The organism is Parvibaculum sp. (assembly GCF_030651915.1).
Taxonomy (GTDB): Bacteria; Pseudomonadota; Alphaproteobacteria; order Parvibaculales; family Parvibaculaceae; genus Parvibaculum.
This window is the reverse complement of sequence record NZ_JAUSBV010000008.1, coordinates 73,635-98,609: the sequence shown is the minus strand read 5'-3', so window position 1 is coordinate 98,609 and position 24,975 is coordinate 73,635. Positions and strand designations below refer to the sequence as shown.

At 64.5% G+C, this 24,975-nt stretch carries 29 protein-coding genes and 1 pseudogene; 12 read left to right on the top strand and 18 right to left on the bottom strand.

Annotated elements, in window-relative coordinates; genetic code table 11:
* Positions 1-92: 92 nt before the first annotated feature.
* Positions 93-1,349 (bottom strand): M20 family metallopeptidase, encoded by a 1,257-nt coding sequence (locus Q7V31_RS11860; protein WP_304734567.1) that lies wholly within the window; start codon positions 1,347-1,349, stop codon positions 93-95.
* Between the two features lie 412 nt (positions 1,350-1,761).
* Between Q7V31_RS11860 and Q7V31_RS11855 the strand changes: the two genes are divergently transcribed.
* The gene (locus Q7V31_RS11855; protein ID WP_304734565.1) at positions 1,762-2,508 is read left to right on the top strand and encodes an alpha/beta fold hydrolase; all 747 of its coding nucleotides are present in this window, start codon (positions 1,762-1,764) and stop codon (positions 2,506-2,508) included.
* A gap of 7 nt (positions 2,509-2,515) precedes the next feature.
* Here the strand turns inward: Q7V31_RS11855 and Q7V31_RS11850 are convergent, their stop codons facing one another.
* Positions 2,516-3,304 (bottom strand): SDR family NAD(P)-dependent oxidoreductase, encoded by a 789-nt coding sequence (locus Q7V31_RS11850; RefSeq protein ID WP_304734563.1) that lies wholly within the window; start codon positions 3,302-3,304, stop codon positions 2,516-2,518.
* Positions 3,305-3,400: 96 nt separating this feature from the next.
* A complete protein-coding gene (locus Q7V31_RS11845) occupies positions 3,401-3,760 on the bottom strand; it encodes a PilZ domain-containing protein (protein WP_304734561.1) in 360 nt (119 codons plus the stop codon).
* Between the two features lie 113 nt (positions 3,761-3,873).
* Between Q7V31_RS11845 and Q7V31_RS11840 the strand changes: the two genes are divergently transcribed.
* Complete coding sequence (locus Q7V31_RS11840; protein WP_304734559.1) at positions 3,874-4,437, top strand: hypothetical protein; 564 nt, start codon at positions 3,874-3,876, stop codon at positions 4,435-4,437.
* On the opposite strand, the gene Q7V31_RS11835 is transcribed toward Q7V31_RS11840, so the two are convergent.
* The 6 genes from Q7V31_RS11835 to Q7V31_RS11810 form a co-directional block, all read right to left on the bottom strand.
* The gene (locus tag Q7V31_RS11835; protein WP_304734556.1) at positions 4,438-4,737 is read right to left on the bottom strand and encodes a HigA family addiction module antitoxin; all 300 of its coding nucleotides are present in this window, start codon (positions 4,735-4,737) and stop codon (positions 4,438-4,440) included. It lies immediately after the preceding gene.
* A gap of 16 nt (positions 4,738-4,753) precedes the next feature.
* Positions 4,754-5,038: a type II toxin-antitoxin system RelE/ParE family toxin gene (locus Q7V31_RS11830; protein ID WP_304734554.1), complete on the bottom strand. Its 285-nt coding sequence runs from the start codon at positions 5,036-5,038 to the stop codon at positions 4,754-4,756.
* Positions 5,039-5,110: 72 nt separating this feature from the next.
* Positions 5,111-5,974: an SDR family NAD(P)-dependent oxidoreductase gene (locus tag Q7V31_RS11825; protein ID WP_304734552.1), complete on the bottom strand. Its 864-nt coding sequence runs from the start codon at positions 5,972-5,974 to the stop codon at positions 5,111-5,113.
* A gap of 32 nt (positions 5,975-6,006) precedes the next feature.
* Entirely contained in the window at positions 6,007-6,801 is a 795-nt protein-coding gene (locus Q7V31_RS11820; protein WP_304734551.1) for an enoyl-CoA hydratase, read from the bottom strand.
* 74 nt (positions 6,802-6,875) lie between these two features.
* Entirely contained in the window at positions 6,876-8,414 is a 1,539-nt protein-coding gene (locus Q7V31_RS11815; RefSeq protein ID WP_304734548.1) for a sulfatase, read from the bottom strand.
* Positions 8,415-8,458: 44 nt separating this feature from the next.
* Positions 8,459-9,280: an alpha/beta fold hydrolase gene (locus Q7V31_RS11810; RefSeq protein ID WP_304734546.1), complete on the bottom strand. Its 822-nt coding sequence runs from the start codon at positions 9,278-9,280 to the stop codon at positions 8,459-8,461.
* A 189-nt stretch (positions 9,281-9,469) separates the two neighbouring features.
* On the opposite strand from Q7V31_RS11810, the gene cysE reads away from it, so the two are divergent.
* On the top strand, positions 9,470-10,297 hold the full coding sequence (gene cysE / locus Q7V31_RS11805; protein WP_304734545.1) for a serine O-acetyltransferase: 828 nt from the start codon (positions 9,470-9,472) through the stop codon (positions 10,295-10,297).
* Between the two features lie 107 nt (positions 10,298-10,404).
* Here cysE and Q7V31_RS11800 read toward each other — a convergent pair whose 3' ends face one another.
* Both Q7V31_RS11800 and Q7V31_RS11795 read right to left on the bottom strand, forming a co-directional pair.
* On the bottom strand, positions 10,405-11,676 hold the full coding sequence (locus tag Q7V31_RS11800; RefSeq protein ID WP_304734543.1) for an FAD-binding oxidoreductase: 1,272 nt from the start codon (positions 11,674-11,676) through the stop codon (positions 10,405-10,407).
* 5 nt (positions 11,677-11,681) lie between these two features.
* Entirely contained in the window at positions 11,682-11,966 is a 285-nt protein-coding gene (locus Q7V31_RS11795) for an antibiotic biosynthesis monooxygenase (RefSeq protein WP_304734541.1), read from the bottom strand.
* Positions 11,967-12,125: 159 nt separating this feature from the next.
* On the opposite strand from Q7V31_RS11795, the gene Q7V31_RS11790 reads away from it, so the two are divergent.
* Entirely contained in the window at positions 12,126-12,932 is an 807-nt protein-coding gene (locus Q7V31_RS11790) for a glucose 1-dehydrogenase (RefSeq protein WP_304734539.1), read from the top strand.
* Here Q7V31_RS11790 and Q7V31_RS11785 read toward each other — a convergent pair.
* Entirely contained in the window at positions 12,929-13,069 is a 141-nt protein-coding gene (locus Q7V31_RS11785) for a hypothetical protein (protein WP_304734537.1), read from the bottom strand. The genes Q7V31_RS11790 and Q7V31_RS11785 overlap by 4 nt on opposite strands.
* A 188-nt stretch (positions 13,070-13,257) precedes the next feature.
* On the opposite strand from Q7V31_RS11785, the gene Q7V31_RS11780 reads away from it, so the two are divergent.
* Positions 13,258-13,470, top strand: a complete 213-nt coding sequence (locus Q7V31_RS11780) for a DUF3126 family protein (protein ID WP_304734535.1) — start codon at positions 13,258-13,260, stop codon at positions 13,468-13,470.
* A gap of 122 nt (positions 13,471-13,592) precedes the next feature.
* Here the strand turns inward: Q7V31_RS11780 and Q7V31_RS11775 are convergent, their stop codons facing one another.
* Positions 13,593-14,357 (bottom strand): hypothetical protein, encoded by a 765-nt coding sequence (locus tag Q7V31_RS11775; RefSeq protein WP_304734532.1) that lies wholly within the window; start codon positions 14,355-14,357, stop codon positions 13,593-13,595.
* A gap of 215 nt (positions 14,358-14,572) precedes the next feature.
* On the opposite strand from Q7V31_RS11775, the gene Q7V31_RS11770 reads away from it, so the two are divergent.
* A complete protein-coding gene (locus Q7V31_RS11770; protein WP_304734530.1) occupies positions 14,573-14,962 on the top strand; it encodes a hypothetical protein in 390 nt (129 codons plus the stop codon).
* Complete coding sequence (locus Q7V31_RS11765) at positions 14,916-15,293, top strand: hypothetical protein (RefSeq protein WP_304734528.1); 378 nt, start codon at positions 14,916-14,918, stop codon at positions 15,291-15,293. The genes Q7V31_RS11770 and Q7V31_RS11765 overlap by 47 nt, the downstream gene beginning before the upstream one ends.
* Here the strand turns inward: Q7V31_RS11765 and Q7V31_RS11760 are convergent.
* Together Q7V31_RS11760 and Q7V31_RS11755 are read right to left on the bottom strand one after the other, a co-directional pair.
* Entirely contained in the window at positions 15,290-16,351 is a 1,062-nt protein-coding gene (locus tag Q7V31_RS11760) for a hypothetical protein (RefSeq protein ID WP_304734526.1), read from the bottom strand. The two genes, Q7V31_RS11765 and Q7V31_RS11760, sit on opposite strands and share 4 nt — an antisense overlap.
* A gap of 112 nt (positions 16,352-16,463) precedes the next feature.
* Positions 16,464-18,479 (bottom strand): PhoX family phosphatase, encoded by a 2,016-nt coding sequence (locus tag Q7V31_RS11755; protein ID WP_304734524.1) that lies wholly within the window; start codon positions 18,477-18,479, stop codon positions 16,464-16,466.
* 159 nt (positions 18,480-18,638) lie between these two features.
* Here Q7V31_RS11755 and Q7V31_RS11750 point away from each other — a divergent pair.
* From Q7V31_RS11750 to Q7V31_RS11735, 4 genes and pseudogenes are all read left to right on the top strand, one after another.
* Positions 18,639-18,998, top strand: a pseudogene (locus Q7V31_RS11750) (gamma carbonic anhydrase family protein); the annotation flags it as partial.
* Between the two features lie 170 nt (positions 18,999-19,168).
* Positions 19,169-19,642, top strand: a complete 474-nt coding sequence (locus Q7V31_RS11745; protein ID WP_304734518.1) for a DUF192 domain-containing protein — start codon at positions 19,169-19,171, stop codon at positions 19,640-19,642.
* A 49-nt stretch (positions 19,643-19,691) separates the two neighbouring features.
* Positions 19,692-20,513 (top strand): enoyl-CoA hydratase/isomerase family protein, encoded by an 822-nt coding sequence (locus Q7V31_RS11740; RefSeq protein WP_304734516.1) that lies wholly within the window; start codon positions 19,692-19,694, stop codon positions 20,511-20,513.
* 33 nt (positions 20,514-20,546) lie between these two features.
* Complete coding sequence (locus Q7V31_RS11735) at positions 20,547-21,674, top strand: hypothetical protein (RefSeq protein ID WP_304734514.1); 1,128 nt, start codon at positions 20,547-20,549, stop codon at positions 21,672-21,674.
* 13 nt (positions 21,675-21,687) lie between these two features.
* Here the strand turns inward: Q7V31_RS11735 and Q7V31_RS11730 are convergent, their stop codons facing one another.
* Together Q7V31_RS11730 and Q7V31_RS11725 are read right to left on the bottom strand one after the other, a co-directional pair.
* On the bottom strand, positions 21,688-22,113 hold the full coding sequence (locus tag Q7V31_RS11730) for a peptidylprolyl isomerase (protein WP_304734512.1): 426 nt from the start codon (positions 22,111-22,113) through the stop codon (positions 21,688-21,690).
* A 164-nt stretch (positions 22,114-22,277) separates the two neighbouring features.
* Complete coding sequence (locus tag Q7V31_RS11725) at positions 22,278-23,036, bottom strand: GYF domain-containing protein (RefSeq protein WP_304734510.1); 759 nt, start codon at positions 23,034-23,036, stop codon at positions 22,278-22,280.
* A gap of 171 nt (positions 23,037-23,207) precedes the next feature.
* On the opposite strand from Q7V31_RS11725, the gene Q7V31_RS11720 reads away from it, so the two are divergent.
* A complete protein-coding gene (locus Q7V31_RS11720; protein WP_304734508.1) occupies positions 23,208-23,981 on the top strand; it encodes an enoyl-CoA hydratase-related protein in 774 nt (257 codons plus the stop codon).
* A 99-nt stretch (positions 23,982-24,080) separates the two neighbouring features.
* Here the strand turns inward: Q7V31_RS11720 and Q7V31_RS11715 are convergent, their stop codons facing one another.
* On the bottom strand, positions 24,081-24,878 hold the full coding sequence (locus Q7V31_RS11715; RefSeq protein WP_304734507.1) for a transglutaminase-like cysteine peptidase: 798 nt from the start codon (positions 24,876-24,878) through the stop codon (positions 24,081-24,083).
* Between the last annotated feature and the right edge of the window lie 97 nt (positions 24,879-24,975).

Sequence of the window (24,975 nt, the reverse complement as noted above, 5' to 3'; positions counted from 1 at the left end):
TGCGTTGGCGCCACGCCGCAGCACCTCTGCGTCTCTGCGCCTCTGCGTGAAAAATCTTTCTTGCAAAGGCGTGTGGCGCGGGCGTGGCGGATCTAGCTGCAGCCGCAGCCGCCGATGTTGGTGGCGCCGTTGGGGTCGTAGGCGGCGGCGACGGAGCGGGCCGAGCTGTCGGCGGTGGCGGCGAAATCCGATCTGGCTTTTTCGCGCATCGCGGCGTCGGTCATGTAGTCGATGGCGGTCATGGCGAGCGCTTTGGCGCCGTCGAGGCAGGCCTTGTCGCCCAAATCCGAGGCCGCCCATTTGGCGAATTCCGGATTGTGGATCACGACATGGGGCGGGGCGCAGGCGATCATCGGGTGGATCGAGGGCACGCGGTGGCTGATATTGCCCATGTCGGTGCTGCCGGCCGAGCCCGAGGGCATTTTCGAGAGCGGGAAGAAGTCGCGGCCGAGCGAACGGGCGTTGGCCTCATAGGCGTCGGCAAGGGGCATGCTGGTCTTCAGGTCGAGATAGTCGGCTTTCGCCCATTTGATTTCGGCCGTGCAGCCGGTCGCCAACGCGCCGGCCTCGAAACAGGCCTGGACGCGGGCTTTCAGCGGCGCCAGGTCTTCGGCCGAAGCGGCGCGGACATAAAAGACGCCGGCTGTTTCGTCCGGCACGATGTTGGGCGCCATGCCGCCCTTCTTGATGATGCCGTGGATGCGCTCGGTCGGGCGGATGTGCTGGCGCAGTTGCGCGATCGCCTGATAGGCGGTGATCAGCGCGTCGAGCGCGTTCAATCCCATATGCGGCATGGCGGAGGCATGGGCCGAGCGGCCGCGATAGGTGACGGCGACTTCCGAGACGCAGATGCAGGGCATGGTGACGAGATCGACGCCGGCCGGATGGACCATCATCGCCGCGTCGACGCCGTCGAAGGCGCCGTCCTGCGCCATCAGTTCCTTGCCGCCGCCCTGTTCTTCGGCCGGGGTGCCGAGATAGCGGACGCGGCCGGGGAGGCGGGTGTTCAGTTTCGCCAGCGCCAGCGATGCGCCAAGGCCGGTGGTGGCGATGATGTTGTGGCCGCAGGCATGGCCGATGCCGGGGAGCGCGTCATATTCGGACAGGATCGCGACTTCGGGGCCGCTTGTGCCGAAGCTCGAGGCATAGGCGGTGGGGAGGCCGAAGGCGCCGCGGGTGACGGGCAGGTCGGCGCGGTCGAGCGCGGCGGTCAGGATGCGGGCGGCCTCGTGTTCGTGGAAGGCCAGTTCGGGTTTCGAATGGATTTCATGGCTGACGGCGAGAAGCTCGGCCGACATCGCGTCGATCATGGCGCAGGTTTCGCGTTTCAGCGTGGCGGCGTCGGTCATTTTTCTCTCCCCGTTTGGGGGTTGAGCCTAGCCGCATTGGCGGGCGATTTCCACCGGGGGGAAAGGGAAGGAAAGAAAGGGTTTGCACGCGGAGACGCGGAGTCGCGGAGAAGAAGAGGTTTTTGCACGCGAAGGCGCGAAGAAGGGAAGAAAGAAGGGATTCACGCAGAGGCGCAGAGACGCAGAGGTGCCTGTATGCGCGGCCGGCCGCCGTTTTCATTCACCCGCGACTGCTTTTGCCGGGCAAAGCCCGGCAAGAAAGAAAACAGCGCCGGTGGAAGCCTGATGCGCTTGCTCCGCATCGCAGCACCTCTGCGTCTCTGCGCCTCTGCGTGCAAAAACCCTTTCTTGCGGCTCGCGCTGGCGGGGTCGGGTCGATATTGTGAGCGGGCGGCGGTCAGCGGAGGTCAAGGTGGAATATTTCAAGTCGGACGGGTTGAAGCTTGGTTTTCGCGTCGAGGGCGAGGGCGATCCGATCTTGCTGGTGCATGGTTTCGCCTCGACGCATCGGGCCAACTGGATCGAGACCGGCTGGAGCCGCGCGCTGATCGATGCCGGCTTCCGCGTCATCCTGCCCGACATGCGCGGACACGGGGCCAGCGAGGCCTGTTATGCGGTCGATGATTACACGCTGCCGGCGATGGCCGGCGACCTGGTGGGGCTGCTCGATCATCTGGGCGCGGCGGGCGCCGACATCATGGGCTATTCGATGGGGGCGATGGTGGCGCTGGTCGCCGCGATGGCGCATCCGACGCGTTTCGACCGGGTGATCGCGGCCGGTGTCGGGGCGCGGCTGATGGACGACGACCGCGATCCGGGGCCGGTGGTGGCGGCGCTGCTGGCCGAAGATCCGGCCGGGATTGCCGACAAGGACGCGCTGGGCTTCCGGTTGTTCGCCGAGCGCATGGGCCAGGACCGGCTGGCGCTGGCGGCCTGTTTCGAGGCGATCCGGCGGCCCTTTCCGGTGGCGGGTCTTGCCGGGATCGTGCGGCCGGTGCTGGTGGTGGCCGGCGAGACGGACGAACAGGCCGGCGCGCCCGGTCCGCTGGCGGCGCTGATCCCCGATGCGCGGGCCGTCACGGTGCCGAAGCGCGATCATATGAAGACGGTCGGCGATCCGGCCTACAAGCAAGCGGTGCTGAAGTTTCTCGAGGGGTGAGTTTCGGCTACCGCGCCGTCAGCGGGGCGTAGCCGAGATGGAGGCCGGCATCGGTGATCAGGGTTTCGCCGGTGATGTGGTCGGAGCCTTCGCCGCAGAAGAAGACGACGGCGGCGGCGATGTCTTCGGGCGTGCCGGCGCGGCGCAAGGGCGTCGTTTCTTCCTGCTGGCGCTTGATGCCTTCAAAAGTTTGCGTGCCGAAGCGGTCGGAGAACCAGCGGGTGCCGATGAAGCCGGGGCAGACCGCGTTGACGCGGATGATCGGCGCCAGCGAACGGGCCAGCGACAGCGTCATGGTGTTGAGCGCGCCCTTCGAGGCCGCGTAGGCGACCGAGGAGCCGATGCCGGTGACGCCGGCGATCGAGGAGATGTTGACGACCGAGCCCTTGCCGGCTTTTTTCATGTGCGGCTCGCAGGCGCGGATCATCTGATAGGCGCCGACGACATTGACCTTGTAGATCCAGAGAAAATCCTCGGCGTTCAATTCGTCGAGCTTGGCGTGGTCGGCGAACTTCGTGCCGCCGGCATTGTTGACCAGCACATCGACGCGGCCCCATTTGTCGACGGCGGTTTGCACGATGCGGCGGCAATCGGCGTCTTCGCCGACATCGCCCTGACCGAGGATCGCCTCGACACCCTTTGCCTGACAGGCGGCCAGCGTTTCCTTCGCTTCGGCTTCGCTCTTGGTGTAGTTGATGACGACGTTGCAGCCCTGGTCGGCCAGGCGCAGCGCGACGGCGGCGCCAAGGCCGGTGGCCGAGCCGGTGACGATGGCGACCTTGTTCTTGAGCGGCATTTTTATCTCCCCGGTTTCACGTTGCCGCGGAGTTTAGCGAGCGTCGCCGCCCGGCCCAACCGAAGATTGCGCGAAATGTCACGATCCGACTGCCGGTCAGCCGTCTTCGCGGCGCGGCGGCGAACGGAAGGCGGCGAGGATCAGACGGTCGGCGATGCGATCGCGGCGTGCCGGGGGTATGTCGAGTTCGATGCCGACCAGACCCTCATCCGGATAGCGCAGGGCGCGGCCGCGGGCGAAGCCGACGCCCGGGACCTCGAGCGCCAGTTCGGCGCCCAGCGCCGGCAGCGGCGCGACCTCGACCACGGCGCCGGTCACCGACATGTCGTGGACCAGGCATTCGGCATCGACGCCGGCAAAGACCAGACGGCCCTCGAGGCGCGCGCCGATGCGGCGGAACAGGCGGCGTTCGGCGCCTGCCGGGGCGGCGGGAGGGTTTTCGGCGGGGCTGCTCATGGGGCGAGGCTAGGCGGGCAAGATTGCCAAACCGTTGCCGCCGCCGGGGGCGCTGCTACATTCGGGGTTTCACTGGGGAATTCACTGGAGATTTCACGGGCGGGGAGGGAGACATGCGGCGAATTCAGGCGGTTCTTGCGCTGCTGGCGGGCGTGTTTCTGGCGTCGGCTGCCGGCGCGGCGACGTCGCAATATTCCAGCATCGATACCAATGATTGTGTGTTCATGGTGGAAGACGAAATCACCAGCGCGGCGTGGTTTACCTGTCCGGCCTTCGGCGAGCACACCGTGACGGTGATGGAGGGCGATCTGCGCTTTTTCCTGATCATCGACGATCAGGACCGCGAGAAGATGCTTTCCGGGCAGACGCTGGCGCCGTTCAACCGGCTCGGCAAGATGCTTGAATGGCGGCTCGGCACGGACGGCAAGGCCTTTGCCACCATTGTGCGCTACCTGACGCAATGTGATGGCGGCGACGGCAGGTTCAGCGACGGGCAGGTGCTGGTGGTGTCGAAGATCGGCGCCGAGGCCTGCCATGTCGCCTATGTCGATGCGCGGGCGAATGCCGACGCCAACGCGCTGGCGCGCGCGGCGGCGGACAAACATGCGGCCTCGTTCAACTGTGCGACCGACGCGGTTTTGCGCGTGGGCAAGCCGGGCCGGAGCCTCGGCGAGTAGTCAGGCCGCGTGACGGTGTGGGGCGATCTTCGACAAGGTGGCCGAGAGCTTCCTGTTGGCGACATGCAGGTCGTATTTCGCCTGCATGTTCATGAACCATTGCGGGTCTACATCGAAGAAGCGCCCGAGACGGAGGGCGATGCTTGCGGAAATGCCCTGCCTTCCGTTGCAGATTTCGTTCATGCGGCTGCGCGGAACGCCGATGGCCTTCGACAGGGCATAGACCGACATTTCCATCGGCTCCAGAAACTCGGTCCTCAGGATCGAACCGGGATGGGGGAGCGGAACTTTGCGGGACATGACGTCTTCCTCGAATTCAATTGTGATAGTCGACGAACTCGACATCGTGGGCATCGCCGTCGCGCCAGACGAAACAGATGCGCCACTGGCGATTGACGCGGATCGAATACTGGCCCGCCCTGTCGCCCCGGAGCTTTTCGAGCTCGTTGCCGGGCGGTACGCGCAGGTCTTCAACGCGGGTCACCGTGTCGAGCATGAAGAGTTTCGCGACGGCGCGGCGGAGAACGTCGGCAGGAATGCCCTTTGCAGGCCTCCCCTCAGCGAGCGCCGCCGTGCGCTTGTCGCGAAAGCTCCTGATCATGGCCAAGCGTACTTAAATATTGTACGTATGTCAAGCAGACGTACATACTTATAGTACGTATCGAGATACCGGTCAGGCCGGCTTCTTCGCATCCTCGGGCAGTTCGGCGAGGAAGTCGCCGATGACTTTTTCGAAATCGATGCGCTTGCCGAGGGTCGCCATCGGGCCGGCGGTGAGGCCGCCATCGACCGCGATGGTCTGGCCGGTGACGAAGCTCGACTCGTCGCTGGCGAGGAAGAGCGCGGCATTGGCGATGTCTTCCGGGAGACCCGAGCGCGGGGTCGGCTGGATTTTCGCCAGATGGGTCTTCATCACTTCGGCGAACTGGTCGGCGACCTGGGTGCCGAGGCCCAATCCGGCGCCGAAGATCGAGGTGGCGATGCCGCCGGGGCAGATCGCGTTGGAGCGGACGAAATGCGGCGCGAGCTGCAGCGCCGCGCATCGCGAGAAATGATGCACGGCGGCCTTGCAGGCCGAATAGACCAGCGGGCCGTAGCCTGCCTGCAGGCCGGCGACCGAGGCCGTCGAGATGATCGAGCCCGATTGTTGCGCCGTCATGTGCGGCACCGCATATTTGTAGCCGAGCACGACGCCTTTCAGCAGCACGCCGACAGTTTCGTCGAAGCCGGCCATGTCGATTTCGTGCAGCTCGCCGCCGACGCCGCCATAACCGGCGTTGTTGAAGAGCACATCGAGGCGGCCGAATTTCTTCACCGTGTGGGCGACGAGATTTTTCATCTCGTCTTCATGGGCGACATTGGCGCGGCAATAAGAGAAGTTCGCGCCCAGTTCGCGTTCCATCGCCTCGCCCTTGTGGTCCTGCAGGTCGGCGGCGACGACTTTCGCGCCTTCCTTCAGAAAAAGATCGACCGTGCCGCGGCCGATGCCGCTGGTGCCGCCAGTGATGATGGCGACCTTGCCGTCGAGACGTCCCATTTTTGTTGCTCCCTGTTTTCGGTTCGTTGTTCTTATTTGCCTTTGAATAGAGGCTTTCGCTTTTCCATGAAGGCGGCGCGGCCTTCCTTGTAATCGTCGCTGGCAAAGCAGCGGGCGATCAGCGCCTCGCATTTTTCATGGTCGAAATTGCCCGGCGCCTTGGCGAATTCGTCGACCACCTGCTTGGCGGTGGCGACCGTCAGCGGGGCGTTTTCGGCGATGGTGGCGCAGGTGTCGCGGGTCAAGGCTTCGAGCGCGTCGGGCGCGGTGACGCGGTTGACAAGGCCCATGGCCAGCGCTTCGTCGGTGGTGAAGCGGCGGGCGGTGAAGAAGATTTCCTTGGCGAAGGCCGGGCCGACGACATGGACCAGGCGGCCGGTGCCCGATGCGGCATAGGCGAGGCCGAGTTTTGCCGCCGGGATGCCGAAGCTCGAGTGGTCGGCGGCAAAGCGCAGGTCGCAGGAAAGCGCGATGCCGAGGCCGCCGCCGATGCAGTAGCCGTTGATCATCGCGATGGTCGGCTTGTGCGCCTCGGCGATGGCGTCGAAGGCGCGGGTGGTGGCATTTTCATAGGCTTCGATGCCCTCGGCCGAGGAACGGCTTTCGCCGAATTGCGAAATGTCGGCGCCGGCGACGAAGGCCTTGTCGCCCGCGCCCTTCAGGACGATGACGCGGATTTCGGGATCGGCGTCGAAAGCGGCGACGATTTCCGGCACCGCCTGCCACATATCGAGGCTGACGGCGTTGAGGCGTTCGGGATTGTTGAAAATCATCCAGCCGATGGCGCCGGTTTTCTCGGCGAGCATGCGCGGGGTGGGGGAGGGCATGGGGCGTCCTTGCGGAATGGCGTCAATGCCTTCCGGGATACAGGGCGCATGCGTTTCTGGCAACCGCCGCGCCTTTACACCGGCGCGACATATTCCAGTTGCGGGTCGCGGACGGGGGGCAGGCTGTCCAGAAGATCGGTGAGGAGGTCGGACTTGATGGCTGCATGGGCCGGATCGTTCCAGAGGTTGCGGAACTGGCGCGGGTCGTTCCTGTGGTCGTAGAGCTCGCCTTCCGTTCCGTCATAGATGGTGCCGGGGAGATAGGCGGTGATGGTGTAGCCGTCGCGATAGATGGTGCGCAGGCCGACGGTGGTGCCGTCGACATGTTTGCAGTCCCATTCGGTGAAGACGCGCTCGCGGCCCTGCTTGTCGCCTTCGGCATCGGTCTTCGGCATCGGCTTGCCTTGCATCCATTCAGGCACGGGCAGGCCGGCGATTTCGCAGAAGGTCGGGGCGAGATCGACCTGGCCGACCGGTTTCTCGACCGAAGCGGGCGCAACCTTCGCCGATTTCGCCGGGCGCCAGATCATCGGCAGGCGCATCAGCGCGTCGACATGATAGGGGCCTTTGAAAAGCAGGCCGAACTCGCCCTGGAATTCGCCGTGATCGGTGGTGAAGACGACATCGACATCGTCGCCCCAGCCGCGCTTTTCGACATAGGCCATCACTTTCGCGACGCCCTCGTCGATCAACTCGTTCTCGACATGGGTGAAGGCGTTGATCTCGCGCACCTGATCGGCGGTCATGTCGCAGGCGCGGAATTCGGGCGGCGCTTCGTAATTGGTGACGCGCTCGCCCTTGTACCACTCCATCCAGTGACGCGGCTTGCCGGCCAGTACTTCCTCGATCTTTTCCTTCGAGCCCGGATAGAAATCCGGCAGCGGCGTTTCGCGCCAGGGGTGGCGGTGGAGTTCCGATTGCGGCGGGTCCCAGGGATGGTGCGGATCGGGGAAGCTCATCCAGCAGAACCAGTCGTCCTGCGTGCCGATCGAGGCAAGCCAGTCGATGGTGCGGTCGGCGACCCAGTCGGTGTGGTAATGCGCGCGGGCGATTTTGTTGAAATGCACCTGGCAGGCGCCGGTGTCGCCGCCGCCGGCGGCGTTGACCTGAAACTTGTCGTTGAGGTTCTGGTAGAAGAAGTCCAGCGCTTCCGGGTCGTTCTTCTTCATCCATTCATTGTAGTGGAGGATCAGCGGCGAATGCGTGGCGAGCTCCATATGGTCGAAGCCGCGATGCGGGCCGTTCTCGCCCAGCCGCGCCATCTGGCTTTCGTAGAATTGCTGGTGGAGATCGAGGAAGGGCTCGAAATGCGCCTTGCCGATCAGCGCCGTCTTGTAGCCGCCCTTTTCGTTGAGATATTGCGCGACCGAGGGCGCATCGACCGGCAGCGGGACGCCGTTCATCCAGACGCCATGCGTGGACACGTATTGCCCGGTGATCATGGTCGAGCGGGCCGGCATGCAGACGACGTTCTGGTTGTGGGCGCGGGTGTAGTTGATGCCGGCGCTGGCCAGCGCGTCGATGGCCGGTGTGCGCGCGACCTTCTGGCCGTTGGCGCCGATGGCGTCGAAGCGCATCTGGTCGGTGGTGATGAAAAGGATTTTCCGGCCCATGGCGCCGCGCTCCCCAGATCTAATGTCCTGCATTAACTTTTAGGTCAGGCGGTGGCCGGAGGCAAGTCTTCTCCCTTCAGAAAGGCGATCATCGCCGGAAGCGCGGCGCGGTCCTGCAGCATGAAGAGGTGGCCGCCGTCGTAGAAGCGCAGTTCGGCGCCCTTGATGCGCGAGGCCATCTTCTGCTGCGTTTCGGGCAGGGCGATGCCGTCATATTTGCCGGCCGCGATCAGCACCGGGCAGCGGATGTCGCCGAGGCGATCCCAGGTGTCGTGGGCGGCGCGGGCCTCAAGCTGGCGGCGCTGGCCCATGGCGTGGCCCGGTTCGTCCGTATATGGATCATTGGCGGCGAAGGCGACCATCTGTTCGTAAGCTTTTTCGTTAGCTTTGGCCCAGGCGGCGTCGTGGCGCGTGTCGGATATGCCGATCATGTGGCGGGCGCGGGTATCGCGGTCCAGGTGTTGCAGCGTGTGGAGCGGGTATGAGGCGCCACCTTCGCCGCCCGGCGAGGTGCAGGCCAGCACCAGGCCCTCGACGACATGCGGATGGCGGATCGCCAGCTCCTGCGCCACCATGCCGCCGAAGGAGACGCCGACGACAAGCGCCGAGCCCCAGCCGATGGCGGTCATCAGGCCGACGGCATCCTCGGCATATTCGGCCATGCTGTAGGGGGTGTCCGGCTTCGAGGTCTGGCCGAGGCCGCGCTGGTCATAGGCCAGCATGTCGAAATGCCTGGGGAAGGGGCCGTCGAGCACATTGGGGTGGACGCGCAGGTCGCCGCCGGTGCCGGAAATGAACAGCAGGCGCGGGCCGGCGCCGATCCGTTCGTGGTAAATCTCGATGTCGCCGACGGTGGCGAAAGGCATGGGCGGGCTCCCTGAAACGGCTTTCGAAAAAGCTTAACACGGGGTCCGGGAAAAGCAGGTTCCCCTATTGAACTCGCTCCGATGCCGCCCATGTGTTAGGCTCGCGGAAACCGCCGGCATTTCGCCATGTGAGGGCCTGTCCCGTGGGAGGACGTGCTGCCCCGCATCCAACGGGCGAGGAGTGGACCCATGCCAAAGTCCGTCGAGAGGAACCAGCCGCTTGCCGTTTGCGATCCCGTCTGGGAGCGCGTGCGCGGCGAAGCCGAGGACATGACGGCGGGCGAGCCTATTCTCGCCAGCTTCCTTTATTCGACCATTCTCAATCATCGCGCGTTCAACGACGCGGTCGCCTATCACCTGGCGCAGAAGCTCGGCAATGCGGAAGTGCATCCGATGCAGCTTCGCGAGTTGTTCGACGAGGCGTTGCGCGAGGCGCCGGAAATCGGCGAGGCCTACCGCGCCGACATCGTCGCCTATTACGAGCGCGATCCCGCCTGCCACTCCTACATCCAGCCGCTGCTCTATTTCAAAGGCTTCCATTCGCTGCAGGCCTACCGCGTGGCGCATTGGCTGTGGGGACAGGGCCGCAAGGCGATGGCGCTTTATATCCAGAACCGTATTTCCGATCTTTTCGCCGTCGACATTCATCCGGCGGCGCGGATCGGCCGCGGCATCTTCATCGACCACGCGACCGGCATCGTCATCGGCGAGACGGCTGTGGTCGAAGACGATGTGTCGATGCTGCATGGCGTGACGCTGGGCGGCACCGGCAAGGAGCAGGGCGACCGTCATCCGAAGGTCCGGCGCGGCGTGCTGATTTCGGTCGGTTCCAAGGTGCTCGGCAATATCGAGATCGGCGAGTACAGCCGCATCGGCGCGGGCAGCGTGGTGCTGCATAACGTGCCGGCGCATTGCACGGCTGTCGGTGTGCCGGCCAAGATCGTCGGCTGTGCGGGCTGCGACAAGCCGGCCCATGCCATGGATCAGATGATCAAGGACGAAGGCGACGACATCTAGCTGCTTCGATCCATTCGCCGTTTCAAGAGACGACAAACGGATCGATGTTATTTGTTTTGTCGCGTTTTCGAACCGCAAAACCGGCGGCCACTTTTGCTGAAAACGCTCTAGGGCAGCCGGTCTTTCATCGCATAGAAAATCATGCCGGCAACAAGCCCCGGATAGCGCAGCCATGTGCCGCCCGGGAAATCGGGCGCCGGGATTTTTGCCATCCAGTCGAAGCGCTCGGCTTGTCCCGCAACGGCCTCGGCAATCAGCTTGCCGGCCAGCGTCGCGATGTTGATGCCCTGGCCGGAATAGCCATGCGCGAAGATCACATTCGGTGCGAGACGGCCGAAATGCGGCAGGCGCTTCAGTGTGATCGCCAGCGTGCCGCCCCAGGCATGGTCGATACGCACATCCTTCAGTTGCGGAAAGACGCGCAGCATCGGCTTTCTGACAAAGGCGGCAATGTCGGCGGGGAAGCGCGGCGAATAATTCTCGCCGCCGCCGAAGAGCAGGCGCCCGTCGGGCGACAGCCGGTAATAGTCGATCACGAATTTGGTGTCCTGGATGCAGACATCGTCGCGGATCAATTCGCGCGCCCGGGTTCCCAGCGGTTCGGTCGCGATGATGAAGTTGTTGATCGGCATGATGGCGGGCGCGATGCGCGGCTCCAGGCGGCCGAGATAGCCGTTGCAGGCCAGCACGACATGGGCGGCGCCGACCGATCCCTGCGCGGTCTTCACGCCGGCCGGCGAGATGTCGAGTGCGCGGGTGTTTTCGTGAATTCTGACGCCTTTGGCGAGACAGGCACGGGCGAGGCCGAGCGCATAGTTCAACGGGTGCAGGTGCGCGCCGTCCTCGTCGAGAACGCCGCCCCAATAGCGGTCGGATGCCACCATCTCGCGCATTTCGTCGCGCGACACGTAACGTGCCTTGCCGTAGCCGTAATGGGTGCGGAGATAGTCGGCATCTTCCTCCAGCCATGCCGCATCGCCGCGTTTCCATGCGGCATGCAGCAGGCCCGGTTTCAGGTCGCAGTCGATGGCATGGGTTGCGATCAGCTGTTTGACCAGCGCATTGCTCTCGATGCCGAGCTCCCAGAGGCGGCGGGCCCATTCCGGGCCCAGCATTTTTTCGAGGCTGCGTTGATCCTTGCGCTGCGAAGTGCCGAGCTGACCGCCATTGCGGCCCGAAGCGCCCCAGCCGATGCGTTCGGCTTCCAGCACGATGACGGAGAAACCGCGCTCGGCCAGATGCAGCGCCGCCGACAGGCCGGTATAGCCGCCACCGACGATGCAGATGTCGGCTTTCGTGTCGCCCGCGAGCGGCGGCTGCGCCGGCAGCGCATTGGCCGTCGCGGCATACCAGGAGGGCGGATAGACGGAAGCGGTCATGTGGGTCAGCCGATTTCCATTTTCCGGTCGTCACGCCCATCGGCATGGATGTCGCAGAGATCGAGGCAGGCCTCGAACGGGGCGCTGTCGCGCGTATATTCGAGTGCGTCGTCGTCTTCCCATTCGCTGCGGAAAACGACGGTGCCCTTGTCCGGATGGTCCGCGATCGTGGCGCCGAGAAAGCCGCGGGGCGGGTTGCGGTCGAACTCACGCTCCTTGTAGGCGCGGAGCTGGGTTAGAATATGATCGGCCTGTTTGGTTGCGAAGGTGATTTCGAGGGCGACGGGCATTTTTCTTTCCGGGTTGTTTCGGGTCTTGTACGTTCGGGCATGCGTCTCGCTCTATAGCACAGAGATGCGGCGCTTTCGCCCTTTGCGTATTTGCGCCAGCGCGGCAGAATGGCCCGCAAAGCCGGAGGCGGAATCCGGCGCAAAACAGGGAAGAAGCGAATGGGACGTCTTGAAGGCAGGGTCGCGATCGTGACCGGCGCGGCGAAGGGTATCGGTGCGGTCAGCGCCAGGCTGATGGCGCAAGAGGGCGCGAAGGTGCTCTGCACCGATCTTGACGAAGAGACCGGACTGAAAGTTGTCGATGCTATTTCGCAGGCCGGCGGCGAGGCGATCTTCATGCGCCACGACGTGGTCGACGAGGCGCAGTGGGAGCAGGCAGTGGCGCTCGCCGAGCAGAAATTCGGCGGCTTGCACATTCTCGTCAACAATGCTGGCATCGCGCCCGAGCCGAGTGCCATCGAGGACAAGCCGCTTGAAGACTGGCGGCATACCATCGCCGTCGATCTCGACAGCGTGTTTCTCGGTTGCAAGCACGGTATCCGCACCATCAAGAAGACGACGGCGAAGGGCGGGCCGAGCGGTTCGATCATCAATGTGTCGTCGATCCTCGGCCTGGTCGGCCAGCCCGGGGCGTCCGACTACAATGCGGCCAAGGGTGGCGTGCGTCTGCTCACCAAGTCGGCGGCGCTCGAATGCGCGATGGCCGGCTATCGTATCCGCGTCAATTCAGTGCATCCGGGCTATATCCGCACGCCGATGGTGCAGGCGGTCATCGACAGAGGCGAAATGGGCGGTGTGCAGATCGGCTCCAACGAGATGGTCGAGATGTTGACCATGCTGCATCCGATCGGACGGCTCGGGGCACCCGAAGACATCGGCAACGGGATCGTCTTTCTGGCTTCGGAAGAGGCGGCCTTCATGACCGGCACCGAACTGGTGATCGATGGCGGCTACACGGCGCGCTAGCGGTCGGGCGCCACGGCGAAGGCCTGCACGTTGCTTTCCGGTGTCGCGTCGTGCGCCGGGCCGACAAGTGCCGCCAGCGCTGCCAGCGTCAGCACCACGGTAAAGACCGCCAGCCATTTTCGTGTGCGTACCGACATGCTTCCCGTTCCGAGCCGGATTTCCGACAGGGCAGGCTCTCATGGACGGTTGCAGCGGCCAATTGGACGAAGCGCCGCAGCGGCAAGCGGGCGCAGGTCCGGTTTGCGCCAGAGGTGGCAAATGGTTAAAACGACCGGACACGCCCTCTTGCGGGGCCATTCAGCAATGCCGACGACGGGAGAGCTTCTTGGACAAGATCGAAATCAAGCGCATCGAGAGCTATTTGCGGGAGAAGTTCAAGCTGCCGTCGATCACTGTCAGGGCGCGGCCGCAGAAAGACGATTCGGCCGAGGTGAATATCGGCGATGAATTCATCGGTGTTATTTTCAAGGACGAAGAAGAGGGCGAGGTTTCCTACGCCTTCAATATGGCGATCCTCGACATCGATCTGCCTGAGTGACCGTTAGAGCCGTTCGCCGTTTCACGGAAATGATGAACGGCTCTCTGTTATTGTTTTGTCGCGTTTCCGGACGGCGAACCGCCCCCTTTTTGTTTAAAGGAGGCACTTCGCCTGGAAACGCTCTAGTCGAAGATCGGGCCCTGCAATCCGTCAATCTGTTCACGGGTTTCGAATTCGCCGACGAGCTTCATGACCGTGCCGTCGATCTCGCGCCAGTCGCCCAGATGGCTTCGCTTGTAGCGATAGCTTAGTTCGAGGCGCGGACCCCACAGCAGCGAACGTGCGCAGTTCGGGCTGTCGACGAGCCTGCTCGGCCGGTCGCAAAGCAACAATACCATGCGCCCTTCATCGTCGGTGCCGACCAGCAAATCCTGATTGGCATAGCCCGAATCGTCGCGGAAGGTGAAACGCTGCAATCCTGCCCGGTCCTGTTCGGGTTCGGGGGCTGCCAGGTATTTCGAATAGATTTCCTTCAGGCGGCGCGCCGAGCTGAGCGGCGTCGCGGTTTCGGCCAGCGTGAAATAGATCACGTCGGAGTCGGCCGAGTTGTCGATGAAACGTTCCTGCAGATCGGCCTCGTAGGGTGTCAGCCGCGGCAGCAATGCGTGCATGTCGACATTTGTGCGCCGGCCGCCGCCACGCTGGCTTGGATAACGTGTGTAGTTTTCCGGGATCAGGAAGCGCCGGTCGGCAATAATGGTGTCGATCTTTCGGTCGGCCGAACTGGCACGCGGGTCGAGCCCCAGAATCTCGCTCGGCGTCGGCCCGAAATAGTAATAGAGAAACGCGCCCGAAAAGGTCAGTACGCCAATCAGGATCAGCGCCGGAATAATCCATGCCGGGCGCTCGCGGACATATTCGTCGTCCGATTGACTGCCGCGCGCCAAATTCACCTCCTGCTGTCGCCCGAGAACCGGCCCCGTAATGCTGTGCCGGGTTGGCACAGCGACGGCGCAATCCGGCACGGAAGGCGGCTGTTCCGCCTTTTGGGCGGCCGCTCGATCAGGCCACCTCCACCCTTATAACCCACTGAAATTAAAAGATCATTTCAAAACTCTGCCCCGCCGGGCCGGGCTGGTATGGCGCTTGCGGACAAGGGGGCATGATCCAGTTCGCATTCAAATCGCTGATCGTGCTCGGGGCCTTCCTGTTCTTTGGCGGCTACATGCCATTGCCGGGCGACGACCGGACGCTCGCATTGCCGTCGCTGGTTTGCGAGGCCGATCTCGGGGTTTGCCGGCTGGGCGGATCCGAATTCGAACTCGGTGCGCGTTCACCGCTGTTGACCGAGATTGCGCTTAAAGCGCGCGGCAATCCGGCCGCCGATCTGCGGGCCGCGCTGACCGATCCACAGTTTACAAGCCTGCTCGACCGGCAGGCCATTCCGGACTCAGCCGTGGCTTTTGCGCAAATGCGTCTGGCCGCCGCGGCATCTCATTTCATCGATGGAATCGAAACCGACCGCGCCGCGCGCGGCCCGGTCGGACGATAACAGGGGCGTGGCGGGGCATATGTCAGTATTCGGGGCTTTTTTCTTTTCGATCGCGACCGGATTTGTCGCGGCCGGACTGGCCAGCAGCTTCTATCGGCTGGTTACCAACAAACCACCGAGCTTTCAGCTCACATCGGAACCGATGATCCTGCAGTTGGTTGGCGTCTTGACTCTTGTTTTTGCCGGCCCAACGGTGATCCTGCGCAATGCGCTGCGGGCCCAGGTGTTCGAGAACCGTCCGCCGGTCTGGATGCTGCTCTCAAGCTGTATTGCCGTGATGTGGAGCTTCCTCTCCGGCGTTTTCCTGATCGGCGTGTTGCTGTCGGCCTAGGCCGGTCTTTTCCGGCGACGCATGGCGCGCCGGCTCAGCGATCCCAGCAACAATGCGCCGAGACCGGCCACAATCGCCCACACCCATTGCAGGGCAAGCAAGATCAGGTTCCATGCAGTCTTGAAGGCGCGCAGGCTGGTCTTTCCGGTCAGTTCAACCACGCCGCGCGTCTTGGTGCCGAGCTTTTCGCCCATGCGACCGACCCGGGCGAGGTCGCCGGTGCTGTCCACATGCCGCATCAACCGCACCGCCTCGGCCGGTCCGACGGCGCGCTCGAGGGCCGCCATGTCGGTGAGGATCGGTGTCACGCGCGCCAGCGACACACCATCGGCATATTCGAGAATTGCGCGGCGCGTCGCGGCACTGTCGGCAAGATCGGTGGTGCGCAGCAAGCCGCGCAGTTTTTCGAAATTGACGGCTTCCTGCAGCACATTCGATACGTCGCGTGCGAAGCGCGCGGTGATGGTGCCGGCCTTTTCGGCGACTTTCAGCAACGAGACGCCGACCTTTACCGGCAACCCGCCGCCGCCGGTTGCGATGGTTGCCGTTGTGGCGGCAAGGCCGACGACCGAGAGGCCGAGGATCAGTTTCGAATAATCTTCGCCGCGCGCCAGCTTTGAGCCTTCGGCGCCGATGTCGCGTACATCGCCGACGACTGTGAGGTCGGAGGCGATCGCGCCCATGAAGCCGGCCGTGTCGCTGCCATGACCGGTGACAAAACCTTCGAGGAAACTGCCGGCGCCGCGCGCCGCGCGACGGGCCGGTGCGTCCTCATCGAGCAGGCGCGCGCGTGTCGGTGCTTCGAGTTCGACATTCATGTAGTCGGCGATCTCGGCATACATGACGGCGTCGTCATACAGCTTTTCGTCGAGCGCCCTGTCGATGCGGCGGCTCAGATCGGGTCCATCGGTGACGCTGGAAAGTTCTGCCTGGATGAAGGGCTCGGGGTCGATGGCATCTTCCGGCACATAGTCATCAAGCAATCCGCGCTCGTAAGCCAGCATCAGGAGAACCGGCACGGCAAGCAGGAAGAGAACCAGACTGAACAGGAATCGCATGCCGATACGCCCTCACTGCATTCGCCGTTCGCGCCGGCGCGCGCTCGCCGATGACGCCGCAGGCCAAGCTTGGGGCATTGCGCCTGCCGACGCAACCCGGCGCAGGCATGCCTCAGCCGCCGACCGGGCCGCCCTTGTCGGCCGTGATGACCAGAAGCGAGGGACGGGGCGGCATATCGGTGTTGAAGTCAGGCCAGCGCGTGGCCGGATCGGCGAAGCTTGAACGGCGTTCGAAGCCCGCGAAATCAGTCGTTCCGTCCGCTGCCGGGTGCTGGACGGCGAGAAAGAGCGCCGCGCCGTCGGGTGTGAAGATCGGGCCGCAGACCTCGGCGCCGACCGGCGCGCGGAAGAGTTGCCGGGCGATGCCGCGCTTGTCGCCGCCGGTCGCCAGCGCATAAAGTCCGTCCGCCGTGCCCGACGCCTTGTGCCAGCCCGAGCCCTGATCGGTGGCGACCCAGAGACGGCCCTTCGCGTCGATCGCGACATTGTCGGGGCAGGCGAACCAGCCGCTTTCCGATGTTTCGGGGTTCCATGCCGCGTCGATCGCCGGATTGGCCGGATCGCCGCATTTGACGAGCAATGTCCATGCAAATGTTTCCGAGGCGTGATCGTCATCGCCGGGCGCCAGTTCGACAATCTGGCCCCAGAAATTGTTCGCACGCGGATTGACGGCGTCCACCTTGTCGGGCGTGCGCTCTTTCGCATTGGTAAGCGCCGCATAGACCTTGCCGGTGACCGGATGCGGTTCGACATCTTCCGGCCGGTCGAGTGGTGTTGCGCCGAGAATGTCGCCGGCGCGGCGGGCCTCGATCAGCACATCGGCCTGGGAGGCAAAGCCGTTTGCCTCGTCGAGACCGTTCGCCCCATGAACCAGCGGCAGCCAGCGGCCGGTGCCGTCGTCCTCGAAGCGCGCCACATAGAGTGTACCCTCGTCGAGCAGCGTTGCATTGGCGGCGCGGTCGTCGAGGTTCACCTTGTCGCGGCTGACGAATTTGTAGATGTATTCGAACTGCTGATCGTCGCCTGAATAGACAGCCAGGCGGCCGTCCCTTGTCCGCGCGCTCTCGCAGCCTTCATGCTTGAAGCGCCCAAGCGCCGTGCGCTTCACCGGCGTCGATGACGGATCGAGCGGGTCGACCTCGACGATCCAGCCGAAGCGGTTGGGCTCGCGCGGTTCGGCCGCGACATCGAAGCGTTTGTGGTAGCGGCCCCAGGGATAGGCAAAGCCGGCCGGAATGCCGATGCGCGCATGATTTGCCGCTTCGGCCGCGTCGGCGGGGATGCCGCTGAAATAGAAATTGAAATTCTCTTCCGACATCAGCCATGTGCCCCAGGGGGTGATGCCGCCGGCGCAATTGTTGAACGTGCCCATTACCGTGCGGCCCTCGGGGTCTTCCGAAGTTTGCAGGCGCGGATGGCCGGCGGCCGGGCCGGAAATCGTCATCGCCGTCGCCAGCGGGGTGATGCGGCGGTTAAAGGCGCTGTCGCGCACGACACTCCATTTGCCGTCATTGCCGCGGGCGACCTCGACGATGGTGCCGCCATGCGCGGCCATGGAGATTTCGACGATTTCGCGGGTGAAGAGATCGCGCGGATCCTGACCCGGCACCAGCGTGAGCCCCGGATGCATCAGGTCGTCATTGGTGTATTCGTGATGAATGCACAGAAGGCCGCGATCGCTGGCGCCCGATCCCCAGGGCAGGGGCACGAAGCCGACATAGTCGTTGTTGTAGCCGAATTGCTGCAACTGCCGCTCGGCGCTCTGGTTCAGCGGGTCGAATTCGGGTGCGCCGGGCAATATGGGGTCGCCCCAGCGGATCAGGATGTCGGCCGTATGGCCGCTTGCGACATGATGCGTTTCGTCGATGCCGTGCGGCACTTCCTCGAAACCGAAAATATCGTCAGGCGCGAAGCCTTGCTGTGCATCGCTGCAGGCGGCCAACGGCAATGCGCTGACCGAAGCCAGCAATGCCGCCTTGCCGATGCCTTTCAGCACGTCGCGGCGGGCGAGGCGGCGGTTCCAGAGCTCACCCAGCGTCGGCGCCATGGCGCGGGCCACGGGCCGGTCGTCGGTCGCTTCCATCGCTTCGCCGATGCTGCCCGTCTCCGATGTTCTCCGCCGTGCCATTTTTCGATCCCCCTCGCCCCGGTTTGCCGGGCCGACACTAGGCGCTGCCCTTGACGTGCGAATGACACCCTATTTGATGCGCGTTCCGCAAGTCTCGTTTCCGGCCGCCAGCCATGGCATAGTCCGCGCCACAACAAACGAGTGACGGGGAGAGCATTCATGGCCATTTACGCGATCGGCGATGCGAAGCCGATCCTGCCGCCGGAGGGCGACTACTGGATCGCGCCCAATGCGCAGGTGATGGGCAATGTGAAACTGGAGAAGAATGCCAGCGTCTGGTTCGGCGCCGTGCTGCGCGGCGACAACGAGCTCATTACCATCGGTGAGAACTCGAACGTGCAGGACGGTTCGGTGCTGCATACCGATCCCGGTTCGCCGCTGACCATCGAGTGCGACGTGACCATCGGCCATCTGGTGATGCTGCATGGCTGCACCATCGGTGCCGGCAGTCTGGTCGGCATCGGCAGCATCATCCTCAACAACACGCGGATCGGGAAGGGCTGCCTGATCGGCGCCAACACGCTGATCGCCGAGGGCAAGGATATTCCCGACTATTCGATGGTGCTGGGCGCGCCGGGCAAGGTCATCCGCACGCTCGACAAGGAAATGGCCGAGGCGTTGAAGCTTTCCGCCGATCACTATGTCCAGAACTGGAAACGCTACGCGGCCGGCCTGAAGCGCCTCGACTGATGCGTGCTGCCGCTCTCGCCGCCGCCCTGCTGTTCGGTCTGGCCGCCGGTGCCTGCGCGCCGCCGACCGCGGCGGAGAATGTCGTTACCGTCGAAACGGCGTCGGGCGCGATGCATCGCTTCACGGTCGAACTTGCCGTCAGCCCGGAGGAAATCCGGGAGGGGCTGATGTTCCGCGAGCGCCTCGACGAAGACGCCGGCATGCTGTTTTTCTATGCGCAATGCCGGATCGCCAGCTTCTGGATGAAGAACACGCTGATCCCGCTCGACATGATCTTCATCGAAGCCGATGGCCGTATTGCCCGCATCGCCGCAATGACGGAGCCGCTGTCGCTCGACATCCACACATCGGGCGTTCCCGTCAACGGGGTGCTGGAAATCGCCGGTGGCCGGGCCGCGTCGCTGGGTATCGAGCCGGGCGACTATGTGCGCCACCCGTTTTTCGATGCGGGCGGGCCGGCTGTTTGCGGTTGAGCTTATGGGCTAAGCTCGCCGCAACGATATTTCGGACAGGGAGAAACCGATGAGCCAGGCCAAACAGGCGCCCGAAGCGGCGGACGAAGTTCTTTATGCGGTTGCCGATCATGTTGCGACCATCACGCTCAATGCGCCAGAGCGGATGAACACGATTTCGGGCGTCATGCTGAACCAGCTCACCGAGCGGCTGCTGCAAGCCGACCGGGATCCGGAGGTGCGCTGCGTGATCCTGACCGGTGCCGGCCGGGCCTTCTGCGCCGGTCTCGATCTCAGGCCGCAGGCATCGGGCAATCTTTCGATCGGGCAGAGCGGCGGCGTCACCTCGACAACGCTCGATCTCAATCACACACCGCCGACCGTGCTTCACGCGATGGAAACGCCCACCATCTGCGCCGTCAATGGCGGCGCGGCCGGCTACGGCATGGACACGGCGCTTGGCTGCGACATCCGGCTGATGGCGACGTCGGCGAAGTTCGCTGCCGCCTTCTGCAAGCGCGGCCTGCTGCCGGAATCGGGCGGTACATGGATCCTGCCGCGGCTGATCGGCTGGTCGAAGGCGGCTGAACTGATATTTACCGGCCGCACCTTGTCGGCCGAGCAGAGCGTCGAATGGGGGCTTGCCTCCGAAGTCGTCGCCGATGCCGATCTGATGCCGCGTGCCCGCGCCCTTGCCGCCGAGATCGCCGGCAACGCGCCGCTGGCCGTGCGCGCGGCCAAGCGGATGATGCGCATGGGGCTCAACGAACCGTTCCCGGAACATGTGCATCACGTCTATCTGCAATTGTTGCCGCTGATGCGGACCGAAGATCTCAAGGAAGGCATGACGGCCTTCATCGAAAAGCGGGAGCCGCGCTTCAAGGGGCGATAGGCACGGCACCCGGAAAGGGCACAAGGACAGAAGATGCGGAGGCTTGCCGTCCGGCGGGCGGCATCGGTGGCGAGACTGGCGGCGGTGGCGCTCTGCATGCTGCTGATGCCGTTGCGCGCGCCGGCCGCCGAATTCACCGGCGGCTATGACGGCATCGGCGAGGCGGCGGGCATGGCGCTGACGCTGCAGCAGGTCGGCACCCGCGTCGTCGGACGGCTGACGACGCCCGGCGGCGGTGTCTACACGATCAATGGTGAGCGGACCGGCGTTGACACGGGCGATGCGCAAGGCGTGGTGCGCCTCTCCGGTGCCGCGTCCGATGCAGCAATCTTTCACATCGAGGAGCGCCCGCTCGGTCTGCAGTTTCTTTTCATACCCTCCGGCGGCCCCTCCGGACCGGACATGGCGGCGTCGCGCGAATTTTCATTTCTGAAGCGCGGCGTGCGTCCGGCTGTGCCGGCGCAGGCCGAAAGCCGCTTTCTGCCGGCGCCGGCCGATGCCGTCGACATCACCGCTTTCATCGACGGGTTTCGCCGCTGGGACCCGCGCGACACGGCGCGGCTCTATGCCGGGCTCAACGATCGCAGCCGCGCGCTGATCCTGCTTTACGATCATGCGACGGCCGAGTTGATGTGGCGGCTCTGCATGGCCGCGCCGGCGGAAGGATCGCCCGTCGCGGCGCGACTTGCCGAGATGATGGAGCGCCAGCAAAGCGACTGCGCGCGCTATCTGCCGCTTGTCGAGGCGGCACAGAAAAGCAGCGTCTTTCCGGAATTCCTGCGCCGCGCGCAATTTCAGTTCGAGATCGTCCGCGCCACGGCCTTGTGCGATCGCGGCGAGACGCCGGCGGCCAAATGCGCCGATGTCAGCGCGCTCGGGGCGCCGCTGATCCTGCGCTGGCGCAGCGCCGGTTCGATCATGACCGATACGGCGCGCGCCGGCGGTGTGCGGATCGAGCCGGTGGAAGACGACGCCGCGCCAGTGCCGGTCGTGGAACCGGCCGAACCCGTGCTGCCGGATGCGTCCGCACCGCTGCCGCTGCCGCTGCCGCTGGCGCGGCCGGATGCCGCCGGCATTCCGGATTTCGAGCCCGATGTTTCGACGCGCGGGATCCCGGCCGTGAAGCGGGTGCCGTTGCCGCTTGCCCGGCCGGCGCCCTGACGGCGCACGCGGTTCAGGCGATGTCGACGAGCTGGATCTCGAAGGTCAGGTCCTGGCCGGCCAGCGGATGATTGGCGTCGAGCCGCACGCTGTCGCTCGTCACCTCGGTGACGACCAGCGCGATTTCGCGGCCGTCGCCGCCGCTGGCGGTCAGTTGCATGCCGGGCGCCGGTTCGAGGCCCTGCGGCAACTCCGAACGCGGCACATCCTGCACCAGGCGCGGATCGTGGTCGCCATAGGCTTCGCCCGCCGGAATTGTCAGCTTCTTGCTGTCGCCCGGCGCCATGCCGAGAACGGCTTCCTCGAAGCCTGCAATGACCATGCGCCCGCCGATCGCGAATTGCAGCGGTTCGCCGCCGCGGCTGCTGTCGAACACGGTGCCGTCGCTCAGCGTTCCTGTGTAATGCACGCGCACCGTGTTGCCGCTTTCTGCTGCCATGGTTCTGCCTTTTCGATTCGATGAGCCGGAAGGGTGAAAATAAAAAAGGGCTCTCAAGCGAACGGCTTGAAAGCCCCAACGGCGGAAACATTATCATCGGTGGTTGAATTTGGCCACCTTGCGGCGCTGCCTCGCGGCGTCGGCTGAACGATATCGGAACGATGTCAGTAAGTGCGGCGCCAGACGCGGCGGATCTTCGCGTCGACTTCGGGTCCCATCGAACTCCAGGCCGTGCGGTCGCGCGTTGTGTCGGCAATGAACATCGAATCGGTCTTGCCGATATGCACGCTGAGATCGTTGAGAAGGCCCGGCGCGGTGGCGTCGGCGTTGACGCACCAGACATTGGCGGCCAGCTTGTAAGCCGGTCCCAGCGACATGATCGCCTGTTCGAGCGGCCCGGCGAAACGCGCCTTGATGTCGAGCACGATCAAGAAGTTCGCCGATTCCGGCTGCGCGCGGCGGTCGATCTGACCCTTGCCCGAGCCGTAGGGCTGGCGGCGCGGGTCGCCGGCGCGAGGGGTGGTGTCCGGCTCCGGTTGCGTGGCGGGCTCGAGCGCGGGCTGTGCCCGGGCTTCGGCAATCGTTTCGGCCTGTGCGTCCGCTGCCGGCGCAAGGTCGGGCTCGTCGGCGGGTGTGGAAACGGGATCGTGTTGCGGCTCGGGCTCGATTTCGGGCGTGTGCCCGAAGAGCACGGCGAGCTGCGGCAGGTCGCCCGCCGCGCGCCATGTACCGGCGCCGGCCGGCGTGCCTTCCGGGGCGACAAGGCTGTGCGGCGCGACGCGGCCTTCGGCGGCATAGGCCTTCATCGCCGCAAAGCTGTAGGGCCCATAGACGCGGTCGCCATGTTTCAGGACCCAGCGCAGGGCCGGTTCGTCCGTTTGGCCGTCCGGCCGTGTCGCGAGGACTTCGTTGGATTGAGCCATTATCTCTTGTTTCACACAGATACTGGGGCGCTTTGAACGCGGTTCACTGGCTATGTTTAGTGCGGTTTGGTTACCGTTGCGTCAACAAGCTGCGCTTGCCGCACCGCATCGGGCGGGGCAAAGTCGCGGCAGCGTGCGGAAAACGCACATCTCAATCACCGGGAAACGTCCATGACCGAATTTTGTACCGCCGCGCGCGACGGCCATCTGCTGATCGTCACCATCAACCGCCCGGAGCGTATGAATGCGCTTCATCCGCCGGCCAATTTCGAGCTGGAAGGAATTTTTAACGATTTTGCCGCCGATCCCGATCTCTGGGTCGCCATCATCACCGGCGCCGGCGAGCGCGCCTTCAGCGCCGGCAACGATCTCAGGTGGCAGGCGGAGGGCAACAAGCTCGAAGTCCCGGCGACCGGCTTTGCCGGCCTCACCGCGCGCTTCGATCTCACCAAGCCGGTCATCGCCGCCGTCAACGGCGTCGCCATGGGCGGCGGCTTCGAGATCGCGCTGGCCTGCGACCTGATCGTCGCTTCGGAGAATGCGGTCTTTGCCCTGCCGGAGCCGAAGGTCGGTCTCGCGGCGCTGGCGGGCGGGTTGCACCGGTTGCCGCGCCAGATCGGCGTCAAGCGGGCGATGGGCATGATCCTGACCGGCCGCCAGGTGCCGGCGGCGGAGGGCCGTGAACTCGGCTTCGTCAACGAGGTGGTGCCGGCGGCCGAGCTGATGGCGGCGGCGAAGCGTTGGGCGGGCCTGATCATGGAATGTTCGCCGATGTCGATCCGCGCCTCGAAGGAGGCGGTCTACAAGGGCCTCGACATCGCCAATCTCAACGAGGCGGTGACGGGCAAGTATCCGGCGGTCAACGCGCTCTTCAAGAGCGAGGATCTGATCGAGGGCCCGCGCGCCTTTGCCGAAAAACGCAAGCCGAACTGGAAGGGCAAATAGGCGGTCCCAAAAAGTACCGGCTCTGCTGCGGGGGGAGCAACAGAGCCGGCCTCGACAGGACCAGTCCCGAATGGGGGGCAAATGGGACCGGTCGGCAGGTCAGTTGAAAGCGAGCGCTGCGGTAGGTTCCTCCTTCAACGCGTTACGGCTCGCCGTCTGGCCTTCGGCAATACCCGGCCGCAGATCGGCGGGCATGTTTCGTTCGATTGCGGCGAGAAAGGGAGCCTGCTCGCCGAGCGGCGGAAAGTCGGTCTGTGCGATGGTGCGGAACGTCTTCTGGTCGAGATTGACCCAGATGAACGGCCGCTCGCGCGATTGCCGCTTGATCCATTGATAGGGCGCGTCGTGCCAGGCGACGATCTCCCAGGTCTTGTTGTCGAGGACGAATTCGCCACGGTCGGTCTTCACCAGCAGCACGGCATGGCCGTCGCCGTTCCACTCGCGGACCACCGCCAGCAGAAGCTGGTCCGGCGACCAGCCGCGCTCGATCAGTTTCTTGCGCTTCAGCAGGGCCAGGTCTTCGCAGTCGCCGCCGCGTTCGTCGGCAATGGCCCACCACTCGGCGCGCTGAAAGAGGGTCATGTCGTCGACCTGCGGGACCGACTTGTTGACCCAGTCGTTGACCTTCTCAAGCTCGGCCCAGCGCGCGGGCGTCAATTCCATCTTTTCCGGCGCGTCGGTGCCGCCAGCGCATTCATCCGGGTTGCGGATGCAGAAGCCGATATAGCCGTAAGGCGGCGGCGCCTGCTGGCCGACCGGCATCGCCGCGGCCACGCGATATTCGCGCGCGCCATCATTTTCGAAGAAGCCGATGCTTCCCACGCGATCCGGTGCCTGGCAGCTGGCAAGTGCCAGCGCGAGGCCTGTCGTCAGAAGGATGTTTTTACGCCACAACATTTTCGCCACCCAGATCACCACAAGCCCGGATTGGTGGGCTCATGAGGACAGGATGACAGGGAGGGATTTGCGTCCGTTTAAGCATATGAATCACATT